Consider the following 23918-nt stretch of genomic DNA (forward strand, 5'->3'; position numbering starts at 1 on the left):
CTGCCCTCCGGGAGCCCATGAGGCCCACGGCGTGTCGAGGTCCGAACCAGACCCGTTTCGCGAACCCAGCCGTTGAAGCTGGGTGCGAAGTGAAATCCGGTCTTCACCCGTCTATGCAGGCCATGCGATTAAGCCGTTGAGAAATCGAAATTTCGCGCGGGCGCCTGCAGTCTTGGACAGGACAAGGCCTGACGGCGAACCGCCCGACCTCTGCCCGCATTCCACCAACCGACGGATTTTCCTCCCTTTTCCGGCAAATCCTTACGGACGTCCTGAGAAGGAATGATCTCCCGTCTGTCGAGTTTTCGGAATGCGTGCACGAACGCGCCAGCCGAGGCCGGCACGTCCGGAGGCGGTTCTTTAGCCGCTCTCCGCCGGCTTGCCAAGAGCAAAATTCACACCAGTTCCAATCCGTTGCCGGCGGAGCTTGAATTGGCCCAAAAGGACCGATTCAGGCAGATTTGACGGCATAAGGCAGCGGCTTGCCCTCGAAGAATGCCGTCAGGTTCGCCAAGACGCAGTTCTGCATGGCGACGTGCGATTCGAGCGTGTGGCCGCCGATATGGGGGGCGAACACAACGTTGGGGAGCGCGGTCAGCGCGTCCGGCGCGTGCGGTTCCTTCTCGAAGACATCAAGGCCGGCGCCGGCGATGGTCTTACCAGTGAGCGCCGCGACGAGGGCTTTCTCGTCAATTACCGAGCCGCGGGAGATGTTGACGACATATCCGTCCGCGCCAAGGCGCCTCAGGATATCGGCGTTGACGACATGCTCGGTCTCGGCCCCTGCCCGGACCGCAATCATCAGGACGCTGCACCAGTCGGCGAGTTCCTCCAGCGTCGGGAAATATTGATAGGGCAGATCGTATCTGGTGCGGCTGAAATAGCCGACCTCGCTCTCGAAGGCGGCGCAGCGCGCCGCGATCTTGCGGCCGATCTCGCCCATGCCGTAGACGCCGATGCGACGGCCGGGCATGCCGGCCTGGGGCCGCATCATCGGCGACTGCTTCGACGCCGCCCAGTCGCCGCTGCGGACATATTGGTCGGCAACCAGGATCCGCCGCGTCGCCGCGAGCATCAGGGTCATCGCGATATCGGCGACGGAGGCTGCGTTGGCGCCCGGGCTGTGGCCGACCGCGATGTTGCGGCTGGCTGCCGCCTTCAAGTCGATTCCGTCAAAGCCGGTGCCATAGCAGACGATGGCGACGAGCTTTGGAAAGCGGTCCATCGCCTCTGCGCCGAGCGGGGTGCCGCCCGCCGTCAGCATCGCGCGGATGCCGCTGAGCTCATCCGCCGAAAATACTTCGTGCGCGGACTTGCCACCGGTATCGAGCAACTCGAAGCGCTCGGCGAAACGCGCCATCATCGTCTTGGGAAAGCGCGAATAGATCAGGACCTTGTCAGCCATTCTTCTTGTTTCCAGTGAAAGCCTTCACAAACGACGAGGGGCGGAATCGGTTGCCCAATTCCGCCCCTCGCCTCATGCAATTTCCGAACCTCTAGCCGAGGCAGGCCTTAGCCGAGGATCGTACCCGGCTCGACCTTCACGCCGGGTCCCATGGTCGAGGACACCGCAACGCGCTGGATGTAGGTGCCCTTGGAACCGGCCGGCTTCGCCTTGGAGACGGCGTCCGCCAGAGCCTTGATGTTCTCGACCAGCTTCTCCTCCGAGAACGACGCCTTGCCGACGCCAGCCTGAAGAATACCGGCCTTCTCGACCCGGAACTCGACCGAGCCGCCCTTGGCACCCTTCACCGCGCCGGTGACGTCCATGGTCACGGTGCCGATCTTCGGGTTCGGCATCAGGCCGCGCGGACCCAGCACCTTACCCAAACGGCCGACCAGCGGCATCATGTCGGGGGTGGCGATGCAGCGGTCGAAATCGATCGTGCCGTTCTGCACCTTCTCGACCAGATCCTCGGCGCCGACGACGTCGGCACCAGCCGCCTTGGCTTCGTCAGCCTTGGCGCCGCGGGCGAACACGCCGACGCGGAGCGTACGGCCGGTGCCGTTGGGCAGGGTCACGACGCCGCGGACCATCTGGTCGGCGTGACGCGGGTCGACGCCGAGATTGATCGCGACCTCGATGGTCTCGTCGAACTTCGCTTTCGCGCGCTCCTTGACCATCTTGATGGCGTCCGCGAGCGGGTAAAGCTTTTCGCGATCAATGCCTTCGCGGGCCTTGTTCAAACGTTTTCCGATTGCCATGACCGCTTACCCCGCAACTTCCAGACCCATCGAACGGGCGGAGCCCTCGACCATCTTCATGGCCGATTCGATGGTGTCGCAATTCAAGTCCTTCATCTTCTTCTCGGCGATCTCGCGCACCTGCGCCTTGGTCACCTTGCCGGCCTTGTCACGGCCCGGCGCCTTCGAACCGGACTGGATCTTGGCGGCCTGCTTGAGGAAGTAGGACATCGGCGGCGTCTTCATCTCGAAGGTGAAGGAACGGTCCGCATAAATGGTGATGATCACCGGGATCGGGGTGTTCTTCTCTTCCTTCTGGGTCTGGGCGTTAAACGCCTTGCAGAACTCCATGATGTTGAGACCGCGCTGACCGAGCGCGGGACCGATCGGGGGCGAAGGATTCGCCGCACCGGCCGGGACCTGAAGCTTCAGGTATCCGGTCACTTTCTTTGCCATATATCACTCCTGTTCTGCCGGCATGTCGCCAGCGGTTTCAGGTTCGTGGTCGGGATCTCGAGCGGCTGGCAACCGCCCTCGTCCTCCCACGGCCTCGCTTCTCCCTTGCCCCTGGTCAGGGAAGAGGGAGACGAACGGTCAGACCTTCTCGACCTGACCGAATTCCAGTTCGACGGGCGTGGCACGGCCGAAGATCGACACCGCGACCTTCACGCGCGAGCGCGCCTCGTCGATTTCCTCGACCACGCCCGAGAACGAGGCGAACGGGCCGTCGGCCACGCGCACGTTCTCGCCGATTTCGAACGACACCGACGCCTTCGGCCGTTCCACGCCCTCCTGCACCTGGTGCAGGATGCGCATGGCCTCGGCTTCCGAGATCGGCATCGGCTTGTTTTCCGCGCCGAGGAAGCCCGTCACCTTCGGCGTGTTCTTGATCAGATGGAACGCCTCGTCGGTCAGCTTCATCTTCACCAGCACGTAGCCAGGGAAGAACTTGCGCTCGGCGTCGATCTTGCGACCCCGGCGCACTTCCGTGACCTTCTCGGTCGGAACCAGCACCAGCTCGAACAGCTCCTCGAGCCCGCGCTGCTTGGCTTGCTCGCGGATCGACTCGGCGACCTTCTTCTCGAAGTTCGAATAGGCGTGGACGATGTACCAGCGCTTGTCGGACACTTGAGCGGTTGCTGTTGCCATCAGTGAATGCCCAGAAGGAAGGTGATGAGGTAACGGATGATCTGGTCGGCGGCGAAGAAGAAGATCGAGGCCACTGCGACCATGACGAACACCATGATCGTGGTGATCGTGGTCTCGCGGCGGGTCGGCCAAGTGACCTTGGCAGTCTCCGAGCGCACTTCCTGCAAGAACTTGAACGGGCTGACTGCCATCGCTTGATGTCCAACGTCCGTCGACGGACGCGAATGAATTTCAGGGATCCGAACAGCCGCCGTTGGCCCAACCCTCTGTCTCGAAGGATGAGCCGGAAACCGGGCTCGGTTGTTCGGGGATTTCAAAGCCGCGCCGGAGATCCGCGTCTAACGGGCCGGCTGCGAGTGCCGGGTATCTACTGCGGATGCAGCCAAAGGTCAAGGTATAGAGGGCACGCACGGGCAAGCCGCCCTGCCCCGGACGACCGTCCAGAGGCGATGGGGATCAAGGGGTTATCCACCGCCGGCAAGGCGCCATCCGGGGAGTCCGACAGGACCCCGCCACTCAGTCGGCCCGGTCGACCACGGAAATGCCCGGCAGCGGCACCACGAACTTTCCACCCTCGGCGAAATAGCGGGCGTGCTTGGCCCGGATCGGGTCGACGTAGCGCCAGGCGAAGACCACGACGAAGGCTGGTTTGCGCTCATAAAGGGCGGCCGGGGACAGAATCGGAATGTCGTAACCCGGGCCCGCCATCACGTTCCCCTTCTTGGGGTCGTCGTCCACCAGGAAGTCGATCTTGTTCTCCAGGCCGAACTGCGGAAGCAGGGTCGTGGTACCCACCGAGACACCATAGCCGGCAACGAGTTGACCGCGCGCGTGGGCGGCGTCGGCCATCGCGACGAGCTCGTCACGGATCGCGGCGATCCTCTTCACATAGGGCGCGTAATAGGCCGGCTGATCGACACCGAGCCGGTCCTCCTCGGCGATGAACTTCGCGACCTCCGCGGACGGCTTCTTCGCACCGCCGGCGCGCTGGACCGTCACGCGGATCGAGCCGCCCTTGGTCCAGATGTGCTGGACGTCGATCACTTCCATGCCGAGCCGGGCGAAGAAGCGCGTCAGCGGCTTGATGTTAAAATACGACAGATGCTCGTGATAGACGGTGTCGAGCAGGTTCTTCTCGGTGACGTCGACGCCGTATTGCGTTTCGAAGACGAACAATCCATCCGGTGCGAGCACGTCGCGCACCCCGATCACCAGCGGATCGAGGTTGTCGACATTGGCGATCATGTTGTTGGCGATCACGACGCTCGCCGCGCCATGGCTCTGCAGGATCCGGCGCCCGATGGCGTCGGTGAAGAAATCGCCGATGGTCTCGATCCCTGCTTCCGTCGCACGCCTCGCAATGTCGACGGCGGGATCGACGCCCAGCACACGCATGCCGCGCTCCTTGAAGAAGCCAAGCAGCGAGCCGTCGTTGCTGCCGAGTTCGACGACCAGCGAGCCCGGAGCGATGCCGAAACGACTGACGACGTCGTTGGCATAGCCCGCGAAATGCTCCCGCAGGCCGAGCGAGAGCGAGGTGGTATAGACGTAGTTGCGGTACTGGATCTCCGGATTGCCGACATGGAGAATCTGGAGGTGGCCGCAGTCCCTGCACAGATGCAACGCCATCGGTACCGCAGCGCGGAAGACGGGATCGTCGACACTGGCGTTCGGCACCTGGAAGTTCGGCGTGCCAATGGGCATCCCTGCCATCGGGACGACCAGCTCTTGCTTGTCCGAATGACAGAGGCGGCAGGTATGGCGGACGTAGAACAGGTTTTTCATCGTGAAACCGAAAAATGAGATACGCGAGCGAGTGAGACAATCCCACCCTGTGAAGACCAGATCGGCGGCGGGCTCAGGCGGATCATGGGTGGCTCGAAGCCTCCTTGCCCAGCCCGTAGCCGGGAGCTTCCTCCGCCGCCTTTGCCGCCGCATACGAGCCGCGCTCCGGACTCGCCAGCCAGATCACGCCGCCGACGAGCCCGATGATCACGCTGATGGCGCCCAGCAGGAGCGAAACCGACAGCGCTTCCTCGGACGACACACCCGCAAGACCGAGGCAGGCGACCATCGCCCCTTCGCGAACGCCCCAGCCACTGATCGAGATCGGGACGGCCGTCAACAGCACCACGGGCGGAATCAGGATACCGGCATCCAGGATCGAGAGCTGCGCTCCGACACCGCGCGCCAAGGTGTAGCAGGCCGCCGCCGTCACGAGATGAATGAGGAGCGCCGATCCGAAAAGCAGCGCGCGGCGGTCGGACTGCAGGAGAAGAAACCTGACAAGCGTTCCGAACCGGACGAAGCTTGCGACCGCGCGAAGCGCGATGAGACGTTTGGGCAGACGGTCGAGCGTCAACAGGACCAACGTACCGGCGACGCCCGCCAGCGTCAGTCCGCCGATGGCCAGGATCGCGGCCTGATTGGACACGCGCAACGACAGAAACGGCAATCCGGCCACCATCAGCACGATCAGCCCGATCAACGCCGTGAAGCGGTCTGCTGCAACGCCCTTGACCGCTTCCGGCCACTGCACGCCACGTTGGCGCAACAGCCACATCCGCACCGCGTCCCCGCCGACCGACGAAGGCAACACCTGGTTGAACCAGAGGCTGATCATGAGGATTCGCCAGCCCGCCAGCCAGTCCAACGATACGCCGAGCGCGCGCATGATCAGCTCCCACCGCCCGTTGAGCACGAAGGTCTGCAAGAAGATCAGCGCAAGCGCGACGACGAACAGGAAGGGATCGACCGAGACGAGATGAGCTTGCAATTGGCGCAGGTCGAGACCGCGCGCGATGTAGACCAGCACGGCGATCGACAGCAGCAGCTTCACCGAAAACAGGGCCGCATGCTTGAATCGCGACTGCATCGGATGCCCGCCTCAGGACGCCGGATATTCCGCACGACCGATGACGAGGTCGATTGCGGCCATCATCCAGAACTGGTGCGTCGTCTCAACGATGTTGTAGCTGCGGCTGTCGACCCAGAAATTGACGTCGCCGAGGTTGCGCAGCGGATTGTCCGCATTCATGCCCGACAGCGTGATCACATCGAGCTTCATCGTGCGCGCCTGCGCAACTGCGTTGAGGATGTTCTTCGAACGCCCCGACGAGCTGATTGCGACGAGGCAATCGCCGGCGCGGGCATTCAGCCGCACGGCGTGCGCGATCCAGTCCTCGAAGCCGTAATCGTTGGCAAGGCACGACATCATGCTCGCATCGCTGAAGCAGAGTGCAGGCACCGAGGCATTCTTCGCCAGATCGATCGCCAGATGCGAGGCGATCCCGGCCGAGCCGCCATTGCCGATGAAGATGACGCGACCGCCCTGCTCTCGCGTGCGCAACCAGGACGCGCGCGTGGCGGAGATCCTGGCGAAAATACCGTCGTCGATCGCCGTCGCGCGATGCAGGCGGCCCACGTAGTCGTCAAGGAAGGCCTTGTGCTCGGGATCGACGGACTCGACAGGCATGGGCTGGCGGCTCGATTGCAACATGTCCGGGTGATACCGGCTATTACCAAGGATTGCAAAGGTATATTGCTTGCAAAGTTTGCGAGCGGCTGGTAGTCGGCTTTCGGGTTTCACTCAACATTGGCGGGCCTGTTTCGCTGGGCATTCGCGTCACGGATGTTCCCCATGAAATGCATTGTAACTGGCGGCGCCGGTTTCATTGGAAGCCACCTCGTCGATCGCTTGCTCGATGACGGCCACGAGGTCATCGCGCTCGATAATTTCGTCATCGGACGCGCCGAAAACCTCGCCGCGCGCGCCGGTTCGAGCCAGTTGAAGGTCGCGCGGGCGGACGTCACCGACCTCGACGCGATCAAGCCGTATTTCCACGGGGTCGATTGGGTCTTCCATCTCGCGGCGCTGGCCGACATCGTTCCCTCGATCGAGTCGCCGATCCCCTACCATCGCGCCAATGTCGACGGCACGGTCAACGTTCTCGAGGCGGCGCGGCACGCGGGCGCCCACCGCTTCGTCTATGCGGCCTCGTCGTCCTGCTACGGTATTCCGGACGTCTATCCGACGCCGGAGAGCGCCGAGATCCGTCCGATGTATCCCTACGCGCTCACCAAGAATCTCGGCGAGCAGTGCGTCATGCACTGGTGCCAGGTCTACAAGCTGCCCGCCGTCGCGCTGCGCCTGTTCAACGTGTTCGGACCGCGTCATCGTACCACCGGCACCTACGGTGCCGTGTTCGGCGTGTTCATGGCGCAGAAGCTCGCGGGCAAGCCCTTCACGGTGGTCGGCGATGGCGAGCAGACCCGCGACTTCACCTTCGTCAGCGATGTCGCCGATGCCTTCGTGACCGCCGCGCGCTCCGATGTCTCGCATGAGATATTCAACGTCGGTTCGGACAACACCTACAGCGTCAACCGGCTGGTGGAGCTGCTCGGCGGCGACAAGGTCCACATTCCCAAGCGCCCTGGCGAGCCCGACTGCACCTATGCCGACATCACCAAGATCAAGCGGGTGCTGAACTGGTCGCCGAAGGTGAAATTCGAGGACGGCGTTGCGACGATGTTGAAATCGATGGACCAGTACAAGGACGCTCCGCTGTGGACGGTGGACAAGATCGCCGACGCGACCAAGGACTGGTTCAAATATCTCGGCGACGACGCCACGCCGAAGGCGAGCCGTTGAGCAGGTTCGTTCACGCCAGATATTCGCCGCCAGCCGATCATTTTCGGGCCGGCCACCTCAGACCTACCGGCGCATTGGGAAATGCACATGGGTAATGCTGCGACAGACAAGCCGACCGGCCATCCGGCACCGCACGAGAAGATCAAGACGATCGAGGAGCTGGGAGAGATTGCGCGTGCCGCCCAGGCGAAGGGCCTGACCGTCGCACTGTGCCACGGCGTGTTCGATCTGGTGCATCTCGGCCACGTCCGGCACATCCTGGCGGCGCGCAACGAGGCCGATGTGGTCATCGTGACCATCACCGCCGACCGTTACGTCAACAAGGGTCCGGGACGGCCGATCTTTCCGGAGAACATGCGGGCCGAGATGCTGGCCGCGCTCGGCACGGTCGACTGGGTCGGCATCAACCGGACCTCCAGCGCCGAGCCGGTCCTCGATACCGTCCGCCCCGACATCTACGTGAAGGGCTCGGACTACGAAAATCCCGAGGATGACGTCACCGGCAAGATCGCCACCGAGCGCGAGGCCGTCGAGCGCCATGGCGGCCGCATCGTCTTCACGCGCGACGTGACCTTCAGCTCGTCGTCGCTGCTGAACCGTTACTTCGACATCTACGACCCTCCTCTGCGCGACTACCTCCAGAAGGTGCGCGAAGGCGGCGGCGCCGAACGCCTGCTGAAGCTGATCGACAAGATCCAGGACATGCACGTCGTGCTGGTCGGAGACACCATCATCGACGAGTACCAGTACGTCACCGCACTCGGAAAAGCCTCCAAGGAGAACATCGTCGCGACCCTGTTCAAGAACCGCGAGCAGTTCGCCGGCGGCGTGATCGCCGCGGCGAACCACGTCGCGAGCTTCTGCAAGTCGGTCGAGGTCGTCACGACGCTGGGCGGCGAGGACTATCCCGAAGCGTTCCTGCGCGCGCATATCCGCCCGAACGTCAAGCTGACGCCGATCCGCGTCGAGAACCGCCCGACGACCCGCAAGCTGCGTTACGTCGAGCTGGGCTACCTGCACAAGTTGTTCGAAGTCTACACCATGAACGACACGCCGGTCAGCGATAGCCAGCGGAAAGAGATCGACGAGGTCACCGCGGATCGCGTGCGCGGGGCCGACGTGGTCATCGTCACCGATTTCGGTCACGGCATGATCGCATCCAGCACGATCGAGACGTTGATCGCGAACTCCAAGTTCCTGGCGGTCAACGCCCAGAGCAACAGCGGCAACCACGGCTACAACCTGATCACGAAGTATCCGCGGGCCGACTACATCTGCATCGACGCACCGGAAGCGCGCCTGGCGGCCACCGACAAGTTCAGCGACATCGCATCGGTGATCGAGGAAGGCCTGCACGGCAAGATCGCCTGCGACAAGATGATCATCACGCACGGCTCCTTCGGCTGCTACCCCTTCTCGTCGAAGACCGGCGTCGCGCGCGTGCCCGCCTTCACCAAGACCGTCGTCGATACCGTCGGCGCGGGAGATGCCTTCCTGACGATTACGGCGCCGCTGGTGGCAGCCGGCGGCAATATCGAGGACGTCGCCTTCATCGGCAATGCGGCGGGCGCGATCAAGGTCGGCATCGTCGGCCACCGCAGTTCGGTCGAAAAGGCCCCGCTGGTCAAGTTCGTCACCGCGTTGTTGAAATAGCGCAGAAGAAATTCCGGAGAGCGACAGTGATTGGTCAGAAATGGAACGTGATGGTGACCGGTGGCGCCGGCTATGTCGGCAGCGTACTGGTTCCGCAATTGCTGGCGGCGGGCCACAAGGTCACGGTGCTGGACCTGTTCATGTACGGCGAGGACGTCTTCGACGCCGTCCGCAACAATCCGAACCTGCGCCTGATCAAGGGCGACATCCGCGATGAAGCCGCAATCAACGAGGCCCTGCGCGGCAACAACGCGGTGATCCACCTCGCCTGCATCTCCAACGATCCCTCGTTCGAATTGGATCCGGCGCTCGGCAAATCCATCAACTACGATTGCTTCCGGCCGATGGTGCGCGCCGCCAAGAAGGCCGGCATCAAGCGCTTCATCTATGCGTCCTCGTCCAGCGTCTACGGCATCAAGGACGAAGCCGAGGTGACCGAAGAGCTGTCCTGCGAACCGCTCACGGACTACTCGAAGTTCAAGGCGATGTGCGAGACCGATCTTGCCGACGAAGCCGCGTCCGGCTTCGTCACCTGCACGGTTCGTCCCGCCACCGTCTGCGGCTACGCACCGCGGCAGCGCCTCGACGTCGTCGTCAACATCCTGACCAATCTGGCGGTCAACACCGGCCGCATCCGCGTGTTCGGCGGAACGCAGAAGCGGCCCAATCTGCACATCGAGGACATGTCCGCGGCCTATCTGTTCCTGCTTCAGCAGGATGACGCGAAGATCGACGGCAAGACCTACAATATCGGCTACGAAAACCACTCGCTGATGAAGATCGCCGACATCGTCAAGTCGGTGGTCGGAAGCAACGTCGAGGTGGCCGTCGAGCCCACCGACGATCTGCGCTCCTACCACGTGTCTTCGGAGAAGATCCGCCGCGAGCTCGGGTTTACGCCGACGCACACGATCGAACAGGCCGTGTCCGGCCTCGTGGACGCCTTCAAGGCCGGCCGCCTGCCGAACTCGCTCAACGATCCCAGGTATTTCAACATCAAGATGATGCAGAACATCAGCCTGAAGTGAGCGGCGTGCGGATCGGCATCGATTTCGACAATACGATCATCTGCTACGACAAGGTCTTTGCCGCCGTCGCGCGCCAGCGTGGGCTGGTGCCGGAGAGCTGGGACGGGCTGAAGACCGAGGTACGTGACTATCTGCGCTCCCGCGCTGGCGGCGAGCTTGCCTGGCAGGGGCTGCAGGGCTTCGTCTACGGCAAGGGAATTGGCGGCGCCGAAATCTATCCTGGAGTCCGCGAGTTCCTCGCCGCGTGCCGCAAGGCCGGCGCGAACGTCTACGTCGTCAGCCACAAGACGCAGTTCGGACATCAGGACCCCGATCGCGTCGACTTGCGCGAGGCCGCGCGCGGCTGGCTGAGGGGGGCGGGTCTCCTCGACGCCGCCGACGCAGCGCTGGCCGCGGGCAACATCTATTTCGAGGATACGCTGACCGCGAAGGTCGAGCGGCTCGCGAGCCTGCGGCTCGATGTCTTCATTGACGATCTCGTCGATGTCTTCGAGCAGCCGCATTTTCCGAAGACGACGCGATCGATCCTGTTCACGCAGTCGCGGCCTCCCCATCCCGCGCATTGCGAGCCGATCGCGACCTGGGCCGATATCCGCCGCGGAGTGTTCGCGCAATGAGCGAGCCCGACATCGGCGTCCAGGATGCGATCTCGATCGGCAGCCGCCTCTCCGGAGCGGGCGTCGCGGCCGCCCAACCGGCGCGCTCCGGCGGCAACAACCGGGTGTTTCGGCTGGAGATGGTGCAGGGACCGCCCCTCGCCCTCAAGCACTATCCGTCCGACGGGCGTGATCGCCTGGGACAGGAATATGACGCGCTCTCGTTCCTGTCGCGCCACGGCATCACATCGACGCCGCGCCCCATCGCCCAGGATGCGGCTGCGTTCTGCGCGCTGTATCAATGGTTCGACGGCGAGGCCGCGGTCCTGCGTCCCCAGCCGGACGATGCCGACCAGTTGGCCGATTTCCTGATCGAACTGCAAAGGCTGCGCAACGCCGGAGGCGCTCAGACTCTGCGGAACGCGTCAGCCAGCATCTTCTCGCCAGAGGAAGCCATCGCGCAGTACGAGCAGCGCCTGGACGGGTTGAGACGCGTATCGCAGGAACATCCGGAGCTGCGTGCCTTCATCGACGGCAGTCTGGTTCCCAGCACCGCCATCGCAATCCGGCAACTCCGGCGGCGCTATGCGGAACTGGGCCTGGACCCCGCGGCGGACCTCGCGCCCGCCCATCGCGCATTGAGCCCGTCGGATTTCGGACTGCACAACGCGCTGCGCGCCGAAGACGGCACATTGCGCTTCATCGACTTCGAGTATTTCGGCTGGGACGATCCGGTGAAGCTGGTGTCCGACACCGCGATCCATCCCGGCAGCGATCTGCCCGAGGCCGGCGCCAAGCGGTTGATTGAGCGGCTCTCGCGCGCCTTCGAGGCTGGGGATGACGCGTTTGCGATCCGCCGTGACGTACTGTATCCTGTGTTCGGGGCGATTTGGTGCCTGATTGTCCTGAATGCCTTTTTGCCGGAAAGCCGCTCCCGGCGCGCCCTGGCTGCGCTAGGTGGCGATCTGACGGTCCGCCTTGCCGGCCAGCTCGACAAAGCCCGTCGGCTCCATCAAACGATTTGCCAACGTGATCCAGATCTCACCCCACGCTGAAGCCGCTCTCACCTGCACGCTGGACGAGCGCAGCCTCTATTTGCGCCGCCTGGTCCTCGGTTCCGTCCGCTCTGCCGGACGCGGCCATGTCGGTCCGGCTCTGTCGCTGATCGAGATGGTCCGCGTGCTCTACGACGACGTGTTGCGGATCGATCCCAAGAACCCGCGCGATCCCAATCGCGATCGCGCGATCCTCAGCAAGGGACACGGTTGTCTGGCGCTCTATGCGCTCTTGGCCGATCGCGGCTTCTTCCCGCTGTCGGAGCTGGACGGCTTTTGCGGGCCCGACAGCATCCTCGGGGGACATCCCGAATACGGCATGGTGCCGGGGGTCGAGGCGTCGACCGGTGCGCTCGGCCATGGCCTGTCGATCGGTGTCGGCCTCGCGCTCGCCGCCCGCATGCGCGAGCGGAGCTACCGGACGTTCGTGCTGCTCGGCGACGGCGAGATCAACGAGGGATCTGTGTGGGAAGCCGCCATGGGCGCGGCCAAGCACGGTCTCGACAACTTGGTCGCCATGATCGACTACAACAAGCTCCAGAGCTACGGGCCGACCGACTACGTCCTGCCGCTGGAGCCGCTTGCGGACAAGTGGCGCAGCTTCGGCTTCGCCGTGCAGGAGCTCAACGGCCACGACGTCGGCGCGCTGCGCACCGTCCTGAAGCAGATCCCGGCCGTTTCGGGCAAACCCACCGCGATCATCTGCCATACCGTCAAGGGCAAGGGTCTGCCGCCGGCGGAATCCAACGCCGATTGGCATCACAAGAACAAGCTGACCGACAGCGAGCTCGACGCCATCCGCGTCGCCGTCGGCGATTTTTGATCGGCTCCCCATGCGCAACACAGCCATGAACATGGTCCACAAGCTCGCCGCGCGCGACGAGCGGGTGCTTTACATCGGCTCCGATCCCGGCGCGGGCACCTTGCGTGCGATGAGCAAGGAGTTTCCCAAGCGCCATCTGATCGAGGGCATCTCGGAAGCGCACATCATCGGCATGTCGGCCGGCCTCGCGATGGAAGGCTTCGTGCCCTACGTCAACACCATCGCAACCTTCCTCACCCGCCGCTGCTACGAGCAGGTCGCCGTCGACCTCTGCCTGCACAATCTGCCGGTGCGACTGATCGCCAATGGCGGCGGGCTCGTCTACGCGCCGCTCGGCCCCACGCACCAGGCGATCGAGGACATCGCCATCATGCGGGCGTTACCGAACATGACGGTGATCTGCCCATGCGACGCCGATGAGGCGGCGCGCATGATGGAGCAGACGCTCGACTGGAAAGGTCCGATCTACATCCGGCTCGGAAAGGGCGGCGACGCCATCGTCTCGAAGGCCGAGCACGGCTTCGAGATCGGCAAGGCCATCCTGATGCGGCCGCCGGGCGACGTCCTCATGGTGACCACGGGCATCATGCTCCAGCGTGCCCTCGCGGCAGCCGACCTGCTGACCGCGCAAGGCATTCGCGCCGGCATCCTGCACATGCACACCGTCAAGCCGCTCGACACCGAGGCGCTGCTGCAGGCCATCCGCGGCACCAGGCTCGTGGCGACGCTGGAGGAGCATGTCCCCGCCGGCGGCCTCGGCAGCGCGGTCGCGGAGGCGTTGATCGACAAGCTCGGCTCCGGCTTCCCTGCGATGCTGCGCCTGTCGCTGCCGGACCGCTTCATGCACAATTACGGCTCACAGGACTCGCTGCTGAAGAAGCACGGCCTTTCCGCTGGTGCCATCGCAACCTCGATCGAGCATGCGCTCGCCGCCTCGCGCACCTCCCCTCAACTTCATTCCACCTGACGGGTCACATGTACGACGTTCGATATTCCTATCTGCTCGAGCAATTCGCCGACCCCGCCCCAATCCTGGCCGAGATCGGCCGGCTGGTTGCGACCGGTGACTTCACCCTTGGCAAGCCCGTCGCCGAATTCGAAAAGCGCTTTGCCGAGCTGATCGGCGTGCGTCACGCCATCGGCGTCGGATCCGGCACCGACGCACTCAAGCTGCCGCTCAAGGCGCTCGGCATCGGCCATGGCGATGAGGTGATCACCGCCGCAAACACCTTTATTGCCACCGTTGGCGCGATCGCGGAAACCGGCGCCACCCCGGTACTGGTCGATTGCGACGATTCCTTCTGCATGAATGTCGATCAGGTCGAGGCGGCGATCACGCCAAAGACCAAGGCGATCATGCCGGTGCAGTTGACCGGCGAGGTCACCGACATGGGCAAGCTGATGCCGATCGCGCAACGCCACAATCTTCCAGTCGTCGAGGATGCCTGCCAGGGCATCCTGTCCGAGTTCGCGGGAAAGCGCTCCGGCACCCACGGCATCGCAGCCGGCTTCTCCCTGCATCCGCTCAAGAACCTCAACGTCTGGGGCGATGCCGGCGTTGTCGTCACCAACGACGACGGCATGAACGAGAAGCTCCGCCTGATCCGCAATCACGGCATGAAGAACCGCGACGAGATCTCGATCCTCGGCTGCAATTCGCGGCTCGATTCCCTTCAGGCCGTGGTCGGCAATTGGCTGATCGGCCAGACCGGCGAAATCACGCGCCGACGGATCGAGAACGCGGCCTATTACGACGCGGGCCTTGCCGGCCTGCCCGGCCTGCGCGTTCCGCAGCGACGGCCCAATGTGAAGCACGTCTACCATCTCTACATGGTGTTCGCCGAACGCCGCGACGAGCTTTACAAATACTGCCTGGACAATGGCATCGAGGCCAAGATCCACTATCCGATCCCGCTGTATCAGCAGGAAGGCCTCAAGCATCTCGGCTACGCGCCGGGCACCTTCCCGGTCACCGACCGCCACGCCAGGGAAGTCATCAGCTTCCCCGTCGACCAGCATCTGACGCGCGCGCAGCAGGATCGCGTCATCGAAACCGTTCGGAAGTTCTGCCATGGACGCTGATGCCGGCCGCCGACGCATCGGCTACGTCAATCTTCCCGCGCAATTCGAGGAAGAACGCGCCGAGATTATGCAGGCGGTCGAGGGCGTATTCCAGCGCGGCGATTTCATCGGCGGAGCCGCGGTTGCGAAGCTCGAGGAGGGACTGTCCGCCTATCTCGGCTCGCCGCACGTCGTGACGCTGAATTCCGGCACGGATGCGCTGATCCTCGCCATGCGGGCGCTCGACATCGGCCCCGGCGACGAGGTCATCACCCCGCCGAATTCGTTCGTGGCATCGACCGCCGCGATCATCGCGGTCGGCGCCACGCCGGTGTTTGCGGACGTGCTGCCGGACCAGAACATCGACCCGGCGGCGGTCGAGGCCGCCGTCACCCCGCGGACCAAGGCGATCATGCCGGTGCATCTGACCGGGCGCATGGCCGACATGACCCCGTTGATGGCGATCGCGAACAAGCACGCGCTCGCCGTGATCGAGGACAGCGCCCAGGCGATCGGCTCGACCTATGATGGCCGGATGAGCGGCACCATCGGAACGTTCGGCTGCTTCTCCGCCCACCCGCTGAAGAATCTCAACGCCGCGGGCGATGCCGGCTTCCTCGTCACCGCCGATGCCGAACTCGCCGCGCGAATCCGCCGGCTGCGCAATCACGGCCTCATCAACCGCAGTGACGTCCAGGAATGGGGCATCGTGTCACGGCTCGACACGCTTCAGGCTGAGGTGCTGCGCATTCGTCTGCGTCACCTGCCGTCGGTGATCGAACGCCGGCGACGCAACGCCGCGCAATACCGGGCCGAACTCGCAGGCTTGCCGCTGTTCATTCCGCCCTGCCGCAACATCGAGTTCAACACCTTCCACACCTTCGTCGTGCAGACCGACCGTCGCAACGATTTCCAGAAATATCTTGCCGACAAGGGGATCGAGACCGCGATCCACTATCCGGTCCCGATCCACCTGCAGCCGGCGGCGGCGCATCTGGGTCATGGCCGCGGCGCGTTCCCGGTGACGGAACGGCAAGCGGACCAGATCCTCACCCTCCCCATCAACCAGTTCCTCTCGGCCTCCGACATCAGCTATATTTGCGCGACCGCCCGGGAGTATTTTGCATGATGGACACGGACTTCCTGCACGCCGACGAGCAGGCGCTGGCGCAGCGCTTCATCGACGATGGCTTCGTCACCACGCCGGCCGACGATCGCGCCGGGCTCGATCGGATCCAGCGTCGTGCCGCCGAGCTTGCCGCGGACTATCTCAAGCTGCCGCACAGCAACGATCCCTACGCGATGCTCGACACCATCCACACGCGGGTGAGCGTGGATGATCTCAATGGGCTGCGGCTGCACGTGTTCAACGGCCTCAACGCCGAACCGTGGTTCCGGCCGACCTACTTTCGTCTGGCGCGCTCGACGATCGAGACCATCGTCGGCAACGAGCTCTGCATGCAGCGCCGCGTCAATCTCAGCATCCAGCTCCCCGGCGACAGCTCGTCGCTGCTCGCCACGCATTCCGACGTCTGGTCGGGCGACTCGCCGTTCGAGGTCGTGGTGTGGGTGCCTCTGGTCGATGTCAGCCGCACCAAATCGATGTACCTGCTGCCGCCGTCCCTGAACGGCGAGATGCAGGACCGAATGGCCAGCCTGCGCAGCGCCGAGGAGCTGTACAAGACCATCAAGCCGCACGCGACCTTCATCGAGATCCCCTACGGCCACGTGATGCTGTTCAACCAGACCCTGATGCACGGCAATCGCGTCAACGAGGAAGCCGGCACGCGCTGGAGCATGAACTGCCGCTTCAAGAGCATCATGTCGCCGTACGCGGACAAACGCTTCGGCGAGTTCTTCGAGCCGATCCTGCTGCGCCCGGCGACGCGTGTCGGCATGCAATACAAGCTGCCCGGAGGCTTCCATGGCTGAGCGAGCCGGCCATCGCGGCTATATCGGTGCACGTCCGTTGAACGGCAGCCGTACCCCGCAGCACGTCCAGAACATCGTGATCCGCGACTATGCGCGGCGGAAGAACCTGCATTATCTGCTGAGCGCCGCCGAGCACACCATGCCCGGCAGCTACATGGTGCTCGAGGACATCCTGGACGAGCTGCCGCGGCTGCGCGGCCTGATCCTCTACAGCATCTTCATGCTGCCGCCCGAAGAGGCGCGGCGGCGGCAGATCTACGACCGCGTGCTGCGCGAGGGCTGCGACCTCCACGCAGCGGTCGAGGAGATCACGCTGTCGTCGCAGAAGGACATCCAGGCGGTCGAGGACATCCTGCTCGTCAACAAATTCGCGACCATCCTGTGACGATGGCGCGGAGCGGTTGACGATCATGGCCGAGATCAACCTGCTGCAGCCGATGCACGCGTCGACCAAGCGGAATTACGTGCAGCGGGTCATCGAGCACGACAAGGCGGAATCCGCCACCATCGCGCGGCAATGGGGGCGCGACTATTGGGACGGCGACCGGCGCTACGGCTACGGCGGCTATCGCTATGACGGCCGGTGGCGTCCGCTGGCCCAGACCCTGATCGATCGCTACGGCATCAAGCCGGGAATGAGCGTGCTCGACGTCGGCTGCGGCAAGGGCTACCTGCTCTACGAGTTCACCCAGCTCGTCCCCGATCTGAGGATCGCCGGCATCGACATCTCCGAATATGGCATCGCCAACGCCAAGGAGGAGGTGCGGCCGCGGTTGAAGGTCGGCAGTGCCGTCGAGCTCCCCTATCCTGATCGAAGCTTCGATCTCGTCGTGTCGCTCGGCGTGCTGCACAATCTTCCGCTCGAGGACGTATTCCGCGCCGTGTCGGAGATCGAGCGGGTCGGACGCGAAACCTCGAAATATCTGATGGTCGAATCCTTCCGCAACGAGCGCGAGAAGGCGAATCTGCTTTACTGGCAGCTCACCTGCCTGAGCTTCCACGGTCCTGAGACATGGGCCTGGATCTACGACAAATGCGGATACCGGGGCGACCATGGGTTCATCTTCTTCGAATGAGGCCGGCCTGCGCCGGACGACGTCGTTACGCGCCCAAAATCCCGAAGTGTACTATTCGGACGACGAAATCGTCACGGCGGACGACTCAACGATCGCGGAGCTGAAGCGCATCGCGGCCGCCAACCCGCGTCTGCGCAGCCGGCTGTGCACGCATCCGGATCCCTCTTCCGGCCTGCACGAGATGCTGATCGTGCATCATCGCGAGGCCTATGTGCGGCCTCACAAGCATTTTGGCAAACCTGAATCCTTCCACGTGATCGAGGGCACCGCACAGGTCGTGATCTTCGAGGATGACGGCCGCATTCGCGACGTGCTCGAAATGGCGCCCTACGGTCAGGGCAAGCGCTGCTACTATCGCATGCCGGAAAAGGTCTTCCACTCGATCCTGATCACCTCGGAGTGGCTGGTGTTTCACGAAACCACCGCCGGCCCGTTCGATCCCTCCCGCACCGCATTTCCCGACTGGGCCCCCGACGGCAGCGACGCTGCCGCGGTCCAGGACTACGTCGCGAGGACCGGCGCGCTTGCTGCGCAGCGTCTGGCGACACTGTAGAGTTGACCCTATAGCTGCTCTACGATCCCTCGTCGTGGGACTTGTCGGCGGATTGGCTTGGATGGTGGCGCCGGAACGGACTGACGTCACGAAACAAGCCTAGACCACCTTCGAGCGAACCGACGCCGCCCCAGTTGACAAGAATGGACGCACCCTTTCTGGTGCGGCGGTGCAAGCGCAGAGATACAGCATGCACTCTCAACCATTAGATGAACTGGCGGGATTGCTCGGCTAGGCCCCTGATGGTAAATGCGTGAACTGTTGCCCAGAGGCAATTGGGGGCTACGGGTGTTCCAGATTGGCTTACGCATTTCCGATTTGTATGCCGCCGTCGGCGCTGCATTCGCGATCCGCTTTGTGCTCGCGAGCGCCGGATCGTTCTAGTGCAGTACACCAGAGAATTCTCGATTGCTGCGAGAGCGGTCGTGGCCGCCCTTCTTGCATGCGCCGTCGCCTATGTGGTGCTGCTGCTGTTGAAGAACCATCTTCCATCGTTTCAGTGGAACTTCGACGACGCCTTTGATCTGTCGGCAGCGCAGAAGAATTGCGACGCATGCAAGAAGGCCTTCTACGGATCGTTCTTCCTGGCCGCGCCGATCGCAGCCGCGGCTGCGCTGTACACAACGCATCGATCGTCGGGCTCAATGGCGCTGAGCACGATTACGGCCGGATTGGTTTACCTGGCGCTCCATGCAGCCAACGATCGCAACAGCTACGCGATCGCACTGATTGTTCTCGCAGTCGCTGCCGTCACGGTTGCCGTCAATCGACGGGCCCATACCTACTTCCCGCCCGTGACGTCCTCGACTGACGCCCCGTTCACCGTGGCGTTGATCGATCTGCTTCCAGTCGCATTCCTTGCCCTGCTACTGATCCCGTCAGACCTGGAACGCGTCACCTCGGTTGTGCGGGACGAGTCGCACAAGGTCAGCTACTTCGTAGGACCGGCGCTGTACGGCTACGCGCCGGGCCTCATTCCAGGGCTGGACTACCATTCGCACTATGGCCCGGCGCTCGGCTGGTTCTTCCACCTGATCATGGGTGATGGCTGGAAATCCGCGGCCATGCGGGCCGTCGGATTGAATATTGCGATCACGCTGGCGGTCTATATCCAAGCTTACTTTCTTCTGTCCTATCTGGTCCGATCGAGACTCGCATCAATCGGAATCGTCACGGCTCTTGCTGTGTTGGCGTTCTCCACCACCAATCACTTCTATTCGCCCTCGGCCTATCCCACGCGGTTTCCACTGCTGATCGTTTTCGTGCTCGCAATCGGTTTGCACTGCGCCGATCCCAAGCGTCCGGCGTGGTTGATCGTGTCGGGGCTCCTGTGTGCGCTTTCGCTACTCTGGCAAACCGAGATAGGGCTTTTCATTTTCGTGACGGGGACTTTCGTTGCGGCGATCGCCGGAGGTTTCCCAAGTTACCGCAATGCGCTTATTTTCGCCGTCACATCGATTGTGGCGGCCGTCTTGCTGTGCCTGCTGATGTTCGGACCCCGAGTCCTTTCCCTGACCTTCCTGATCGAATGCTTCCGTCCCCTCGTGCTGTATGGCACGGGGTGGGGAAGTACCCCCATCAAATGGACCCTGAACTGGAGCGTGATCTACGATCTTCCGCTCCAGATCGTCGGATGCATCACGGTCGGATGGGGCTCGATCCGGCTGTCACGGCCGTCTGACTCTCGGCGGGACCGGTTTATGTCGGGAGTGCTCATGGCGCTATCGATGATCGGCATCGCGCTGATGATCAAATGGGTCAACCGAACATACGACGCAGTCTGGCACCAGAATGCGTTGCCGCTTGTGATTGTGTCGGCATGGTGGGTCCATCAATTCGCCGCGGCCTGGCAGCCCTCGTTCAAAAGGACCGCAGGAGCTGCCATGACCGTAGCGACCATTGCCACGCTGGTGTTCGTGCAGGACCGCCACAATCCCCACCCCTACGGCCTGAGATCGTATGTGTACTATCCGAGCCTCCTCATGCGCCCATTCGTGACGCCATCCGTCGAAACGTGGCAGGAGGACTTTGGTCGCATCACAGACACCGAGACGAAATTCATCCAGGACAACTCCAAGCCGGATGAGCGGGTGCTGGTGGTCGCCATGCTGGATTGGGCCTATCTCGCGCAGGCCCATCGAGCTCCACAGGCTTATTTCATGCCGCTGATGGTGGCTTTCGACGAGCACTATGTGGATCGCTCGTTCAATGGCGCAAACCGGCTGTTTTTTGATAACATCGTAGAGACCCGCGCCGAGCTACCGCGTGTCCGCGAGACCCTGGAACGCCTCAAGCGAGATTTTGTCGCCGTAGAATCCCGGGGCAATCTGACTCTCTACCAGAGGCGGCGCTGACCGCGACAACCACCTGCCTGTGGACCTTGCATGAGCGGCCTACGGATACCGCCCGGGCCGGACCTGCATGTCTTGCAAGACCTCCCGCCGGCTGATACCTGCTCCCGGCACAGCAGACGCCGGTCGGGTTCCTCCCGCCGGGGATTGGATGTATCCGGCGCAGACCAAGCCATTGCCGGCGACACCGGTTTCATCGAAGATCGCTCCGTCAATCCGTCTACACGTGAGAAAAGCCGTGACCGACCATTGCCGCCTTTGCCATTCGACCAACCTGCGACCGGTCATCGACCTCGGCCTGATGCCGATTGCGCATCGGCTTCGGCACAGCCGAAACGAGCAGGAGGAGCGCTATCCGTTCGAGGTGCTGGCATGCGGCGAGTGCGGCCTGCCGCAGATCGTCAAGCCGATCGATCCGGACATCCTGTATCGCCAGTTCAATTACAATTTCAGCAGCTGGAAGCCGGAGCCGCACCAGGCGGACGAGCTCGATACCATCGCGAAATTCTCGAAGCATCAGTCCGTGTTCGAGATCGGATGCAACGACGGCCTGTTCATGGACAAGCTGCGCGAACGCGGCGCGCAGGTTCTGGTGGGCGTGGAGCCCAACCCGGTGTCGGGCAAGATCGCGCGAGAGCGCGGCATCAAGGTTTACTCCGACATGATCAGCCCGGCGCTGTGTCATGACGCTGTCGCCGAGGCCGGCAAGTTCGACCTCGTGGTCTCGCGCCAGGTGCTGGAGCACATCGTCGATTTCGAGAACTTCTTCGACTGCGTGAAGATCGCACTGCGCGAGGACGGGCTGCTGTTCATCGACGTGCCTGATTTCGCTCCCGGGTCGACGGCAGGCGACCTCTCCGTCCTCTGGGAGGAGCACGTCAGCTATTTCACCGAACCAACCCTGCTCGCACTACTGGCGCGCCACGGCTTCGAGGCGGTGTCGGTGAAGAAGTACAATTTCAGCGGCGGCAGTCTCGCCATCGCAGCCCGCCGTGCCGCAGGCGACGTGACGCCGCCGCCTGCGCCGTCCGGCGTCGGCGAGAAATTCGGTCAGCGCGCAAGGGAATATGGGGCGCGTCTTCGTCCGATCCTCGCCAAGGCCCGCGCCAATGGTGCCGAAATCGCCATTTACGGAGCCGGCTGCCGCGCCTGCACCTTCACCAATGCGCACGAGCTGGCGGATCTCGTCGACCTCTCGGTCGACGACCAGAAGGAGCGCCAGGGCCTGTTCCTGCCCGGCACCGGCATTCCGATCCGCTCGCCGGAGGACCTTGCCGGCAAGTCGGGTCCGCTCGTCTGCCTTCTCGCCGTGAACCAGGAGAACGAAGCCAAGGTCAGCAGCCGGTTGCGCGAGAACGTGAAGCGGCCTCTCCACATCGTTTCAATCTTCGCGCCGTCCGACATCTGGAGCGAGCTCGATCGTCTCGAGGCGGCCGCAGGGTCGCCGCATGGCTGACGACAAGCTCTTCAACTACTACGAACGTCAGGATGTTCTGCCGACGTTCGGAAATTTCAAGTCGTCCGCCGAGCTCGAAGCCTATGCCAGCCAGCGGCGCGAGCTGTTTTCGGACAAGCTGGTGCTGCCGCCGCGGCTGTTCCGCAATGCCGAGGTGCTCGAGTTCGGTCCTGATTCCGGCGAGAATGCTCTGGTGTTCGCGGGCTGGGGCGCGAACATGACGCTCGCCGAACCGAACCGGCTTGCGCACCCGAAGATCCAGGCCTATTTCGCACATTTCGACCTGACCGAGCGTCTCCGCGAGCTCGTACTTGCCGATGTCGAGGGATTCCGCCACGACCGCGGTTTCGACATCATCGATGCCGAGGGGTTCATCTACACGGTCCAGCCCACCGAGACCTGGCTCGGCATCTTCCACCGGCTGCTCAATCCGGACGGTTACGGCGTCGTGTCCTACTACGAGCGTTATGGCGGCTTCTTCGAGCTCGCGCTCAAGGCGATCCATGCGGCCGGCAAGGCATTGACGGGCCGTCCTGCGCTGGAGACGGCGAAGCTGCTTTTCGAGCCGAAGTGGAACAGCATTCCGCACACCCGCAGCTTCGAATCCTGGCTGATGGACGTGCTCGAGAATCCGTTCGTCCGGTACCGGTATTTTCTCGATGCGGCAGCCCTCTGCACGGCGGCGCATGAGCAAGGCTTCGACATCCATTCGGCCTGGCCGGCCTATCGCGACAGCCTGGACGTCTACTGGCACAAGAAAGTCTTGTCCGACGACGAGAAGCTGCGGCGCGCAACGCGCCATCTCGACCGCAGCCGCCTGAGCTTCCTCGGCGGACGAAAGCTCTACCTGGTCGGCAAGCCCGATGCCGTGGAGGCGATCTCGGCATTGATCGAGTCGCTGGTTCTCGACGTTGACGCAACGATCGACGATCCCTTCGGCGAGAGCCTGCCGCGCGTGATCGCGAGCCTTGCGTCCTTGCGCCAGACGATCCGGACGGCGGACATTCTCGCCGACAATGCTCCCGACATCGACGCCATCCTTGCGACTCTGGACAGTTTCCACCGCATCTTTAGCGCGATCGGGCGACGGGATGCGTCCGCGGTCACGGCCCTCACCCAGACCGATCCAGCCTTCATCAACACCTGGGGACAGCCGGCGCACTTCCTCGTGGTCCGGAAGCGCTTCAAGGGATCATAGCCAGTGAGGCCAGGCATTGGCATCATCGGAACGGGCATGGTCGGCCAGATGTGCCACCTCGCCAATTTCGCAGCCAATCCCGCCTGCCGCGTCGTGGTGACCTGAGCCCCGGTATTTCCTCCAAAAATGGGTAGAGTCCATAACCCGGATTG

Annotated in this window: 24 protein-coding genes; 16 read left to right on the top strand and 8 right to left on the bottom strand. The window is 63.4% G+C overall.

Annotation, left to right across the window (positions count from 1 at the left end):
• Nucleotides 1-451: 451 nt before the first annotated feature.
• The 8 genes from AX729_RS25070 to AX729_RS25105 all read right to left on the bottom strand — a co-directional run bounded on the left by AX729_RS25070 (nucleotide 452) and on the right by AX729_RS25105 (nucleotide 6808).
• Complete coding sequence (locus AX729_RS25070; RefSeq protein WP_061026888.1) at nucleotides 452-1405, bottom strand: 2-hydroxyacid dehydrogenase; 954 nt, start codon at nucleotides 1403-1405, stop codon at nucleotides 452-454.
• A gap of 107 nt (nucleotides 1406-1512) precedes the next feature.
• Complete coding sequence (gene rplA / locus AX729_RS25075; RefSeq protein ID WP_025037003.1) at nucleotides 1513-2205, bottom strand: 50S ribosomal protein L1; 693 nt, start codon at nucleotides 2203-2205, stop codon at nucleotides 1513-1515.
• A gap of 6 nt (nucleotides 2206-2211) precedes the next feature.
• The gene (gene rplK, locus AX729_RS25080; RefSeq protein WP_011088164.1) at nucleotides 2212-2640 is read right to left on the bottom strand and encodes a 50S ribosomal protein L11; all 429 of its coding nucleotides are present in this window, start codon (nucleotides 2638-2640) and stop codon (nucleotides 2212-2214) included.
• Nucleotides 2641-2778: 138 nt separating this feature from the next.
• The gene (nusG, locus tag AX729_RS25085) at nucleotides 2779-3333 is read right to left on the bottom strand and encodes a transcription termination/antitermination protein NusG (protein ID WP_018647229.1); all 555 of its coding nucleotides are present in this window, start codon (nucleotides 3331-3333) and stop codon (nucleotides 2779-2781) included.
• Nucleotides 3333-3524: a preprotein translocase subunit SecE gene (gene secE / locus AX729_RS25090; protein WP_007611620.1), complete on the bottom strand. Its 192-nt coding sequence runs from the start codon at nucleotides 3522-3524 to the stop codon at nucleotides 3333-3335. Before secE ends, nusG begins: the two co-directional genes overlap by 1 nt.
• 325 nt (nucleotides 3525-3849) lie before the next feature.
• The gene (locus tag AX729_RS25095; RefSeq protein ID WP_061026889.1) at nucleotides 3850-5118 is read right to left on the bottom strand and encodes a class I SAM-dependent methyltransferase; all 1269 of its coding nucleotides are present in this window, start codon (nucleotides 5116-5118) and stop codon (nucleotides 3850-3852) included.
• A gap of 82 nt (nucleotides 5119-5200) precedes the next feature.
• Nucleotides 5201-6208 carry a lysylphosphatidylglycerol synthase transmembrane domain-containing protein gene (locus AX729_RS25100; protein ID WP_061026890.1) on the bottom strand — a complete coding sequence of 336 codons (1008 nt, stop codon included), beginning with the start codon at nucleotides 6206-6208 and terminating at the stop codon, nucleotides 5201-5203.
• Between the two features lie 12 nt (nucleotides 6209-6220).
• Nucleotides 6221-6808, bottom strand: a complete 588-nt coding sequence (locus tag AX729_RS25105; protein ID WP_245325370.1) for an SIS domain-containing protein — start codon at nucleotides 6806-6808, stop codon at nucleotides 6221-6223.
• A gap of 165 nt (nucleotides 6809-6973) precedes the next feature.
• Between AX729_RS25105 and AX729_RS25110 the strand changes: the two genes are divergently transcribed.
• The 16 genes from AX729_RS25110 to AX729_RS25185 all read left to right on the top strand — a co-directional run bounded on the left by AX729_RS25110 (nucleotide 6974) and on the right by AX729_RS25185 (nucleotide 23766).
• Complete coding sequence (locus AX729_RS25110) at nucleotides 6974-7984, top strand: SDR family oxidoreductase (protein WP_061026892.1); 1011 nt, start codon at nucleotides 6974-6976, stop codon at nucleotides 7982-7984.
• 87 nt (nucleotides 7985-8071) lie between these two features.
• The gene (locus AX729_RS25115) at nucleotides 8072-9637 is read left to right on the top strand and encodes a PfkB family carbohydrate kinase (RefSeq protein ID WP_061026893.1); all 1566 of its coding nucleotides are present in this window, start codon (nucleotides 8072-8074) and stop codon (nucleotides 9635-9637) included.
• A gap of 26 nt (nucleotides 9638-9663) precedes the next feature.
• On the top strand, nucleotides 9664-10665 hold the full coding sequence (locus AX729_RS25120; protein ID WP_061026894.1) for an NAD-dependent epimerase/dehydratase family protein: 1002 nt from the start codon (nucleotides 9664-9666) through the stop codon (nucleotides 10663-10665).
• Nucleotides 10666-10670: 5 nt separating this feature from the next.
• On the top strand, nucleotides 10671-11282 hold the full coding sequence (locus AX729_RS25125) for an HAD family hydrolase (protein ID WP_245325371.1): 612 nt from the start codon (nucleotides 10671-10673) through the stop codon (nucleotides 11280-11282).
• Nucleotides 11279-12316, top strand: coding sequence for an aminoglycoside phosphotransferase family protein (locus AX729_RS25130; RefSeq protein WP_061026896.1), 1038 nt, complete (start codon nucleotides 11279-11281; stop codon nucleotides 12314-12316). The genes AX729_RS25125 and AX729_RS25130 overlap by 4 nt, the downstream gene beginning before the upstream one ends.
• A complete protein-coding gene (locus tag AX729_RS25135; protein WP_082770530.1) occupies nucleotides 12291-13139 on the top strand; it encodes a transketolase in 849 nt (282 codons plus the stop codon). Before AX729_RS25130 ends, AX729_RS25135 begins: the two co-directional genes overlap by 26 nt.
• A 10-nt stretch (nucleotides 13140-13149) precedes the next feature.
• A complete protein-coding gene (locus AX729_RS25140) occupies nucleotides 13150-14106 on the top strand; it encodes a transketolase family protein (protein ID WP_061026897.1) in 957 nt (318 codons plus the stop codon).
• 8 nt (nucleotides 14107-14114) lie between these two features.
• Nucleotides 14115-15221 (top strand): DegT/DnrJ/EryC1/StrS family aminotransferase, encoded by a 1107-nt coding sequence (locus AX729_RS25145; protein ID WP_061026898.1) that lies wholly within the window; start codon nucleotides 14115-14117, stop codon nucleotides 15219-15221.
• On the top strand, nucleotides 15211-16329 hold the full coding sequence (locus AX729_RS25150; RefSeq protein WP_061026899.1) for a DegT/DnrJ/EryC1/StrS family aminotransferase: 1119 nt from the start codon (nucleotides 15211-15213) through the stop codon (nucleotides 16327-16329). Before AX729_RS25145 ends, AX729_RS25150 begins: the two co-directional genes overlap by 11 nt.
• Nucleotides 16326-17132, top strand: coding sequence for a sporadic carbohydrate cluster 2OG-Fe(II) oxygenase (locus AX729_RS25155; RefSeq protein ID WP_061026900.1), 807 nt, complete (start codon nucleotides 16326-16328; stop codon nucleotides 17130-17132). Before AX729_RS25150 ends, AX729_RS25155 begins: the two co-directional genes overlap by 4 nt.
• Entirely contained in the window at nucleotides 17125-17517 is a 393-nt protein-coding gene (locus tag AX729_RS25160; RefSeq protein WP_061026901.1) for an LIC12192 family sporadic carbohydrate cluster protein, read from the top strand. The genes AX729_RS25155 and AX729_RS25160 overlap by 8 nt, the downstream gene beginning before the upstream one ends.
• 25 nt (nucleotides 17518-17542) lie before the next feature.
• Nucleotides 17543-18208, top strand: a complete 666-nt coding sequence (locus tag AX729_RS25165; RefSeq protein ID WP_061026907.1) for a class I SAM-dependent methyltransferase — start codon at nucleotides 17543-17545, stop codon at nucleotides 18206-18208.
• Nucleotides 18186-18761, top strand: coding sequence for a WbuC family cupin fold metalloprotein (locus tag AX729_RS25170; protein WP_061026902.1), 576 nt, complete (start codon nucleotides 18186-18188; stop codon nucleotides 18759-18761). The genes AX729_RS25165 and AX729_RS25170 overlap by 23 nt, the downstream gene beginning before the upstream one ends.
• Nucleotides 18762-19186: 425 nt before the next feature.
• A complete protein-coding gene (locus tag AX729_RS25175) occupies nucleotides 19187-21115 on the top strand; it encodes a hypothetical protein (RefSeq protein WP_156457192.1) in 1929 nt (642 codons plus the stop codon).
• 235 nt (nucleotides 21116-21350) lie between these two features.
• A complete protein-coding gene (locus AX729_RS25180; protein WP_061026904.1) occupies nucleotides 21351-22568 on the top strand; it encodes a class I SAM-dependent methyltransferase in 1218 nt (405 codons plus the stop codon).
• Nucleotides 22561-23766, top strand: coding sequence for a class I SAM-dependent methyltransferase (locus AX729_RS25185; RefSeq protein ID WP_061026905.1), 1206 nt, complete (start codon nucleotides 22561-22563; stop codon nucleotides 23764-23766). Before AX729_RS25180 ends, AX729_RS25185 begins: the two co-directional genes overlap by 8 nt.
• The last annotated feature ends 152 nt before the right edge of the window (nucleotides 23767-23918 follow it).

The organism is Bradyrhizobium sp. CCH5-F6 (assembly GCF_001556045.1).
GTDB lineage: Bacteria > Pseudomonadota > Alphaproteobacteria > Rhizobiales > Xanthobacteraceae > Bradyrhizobium.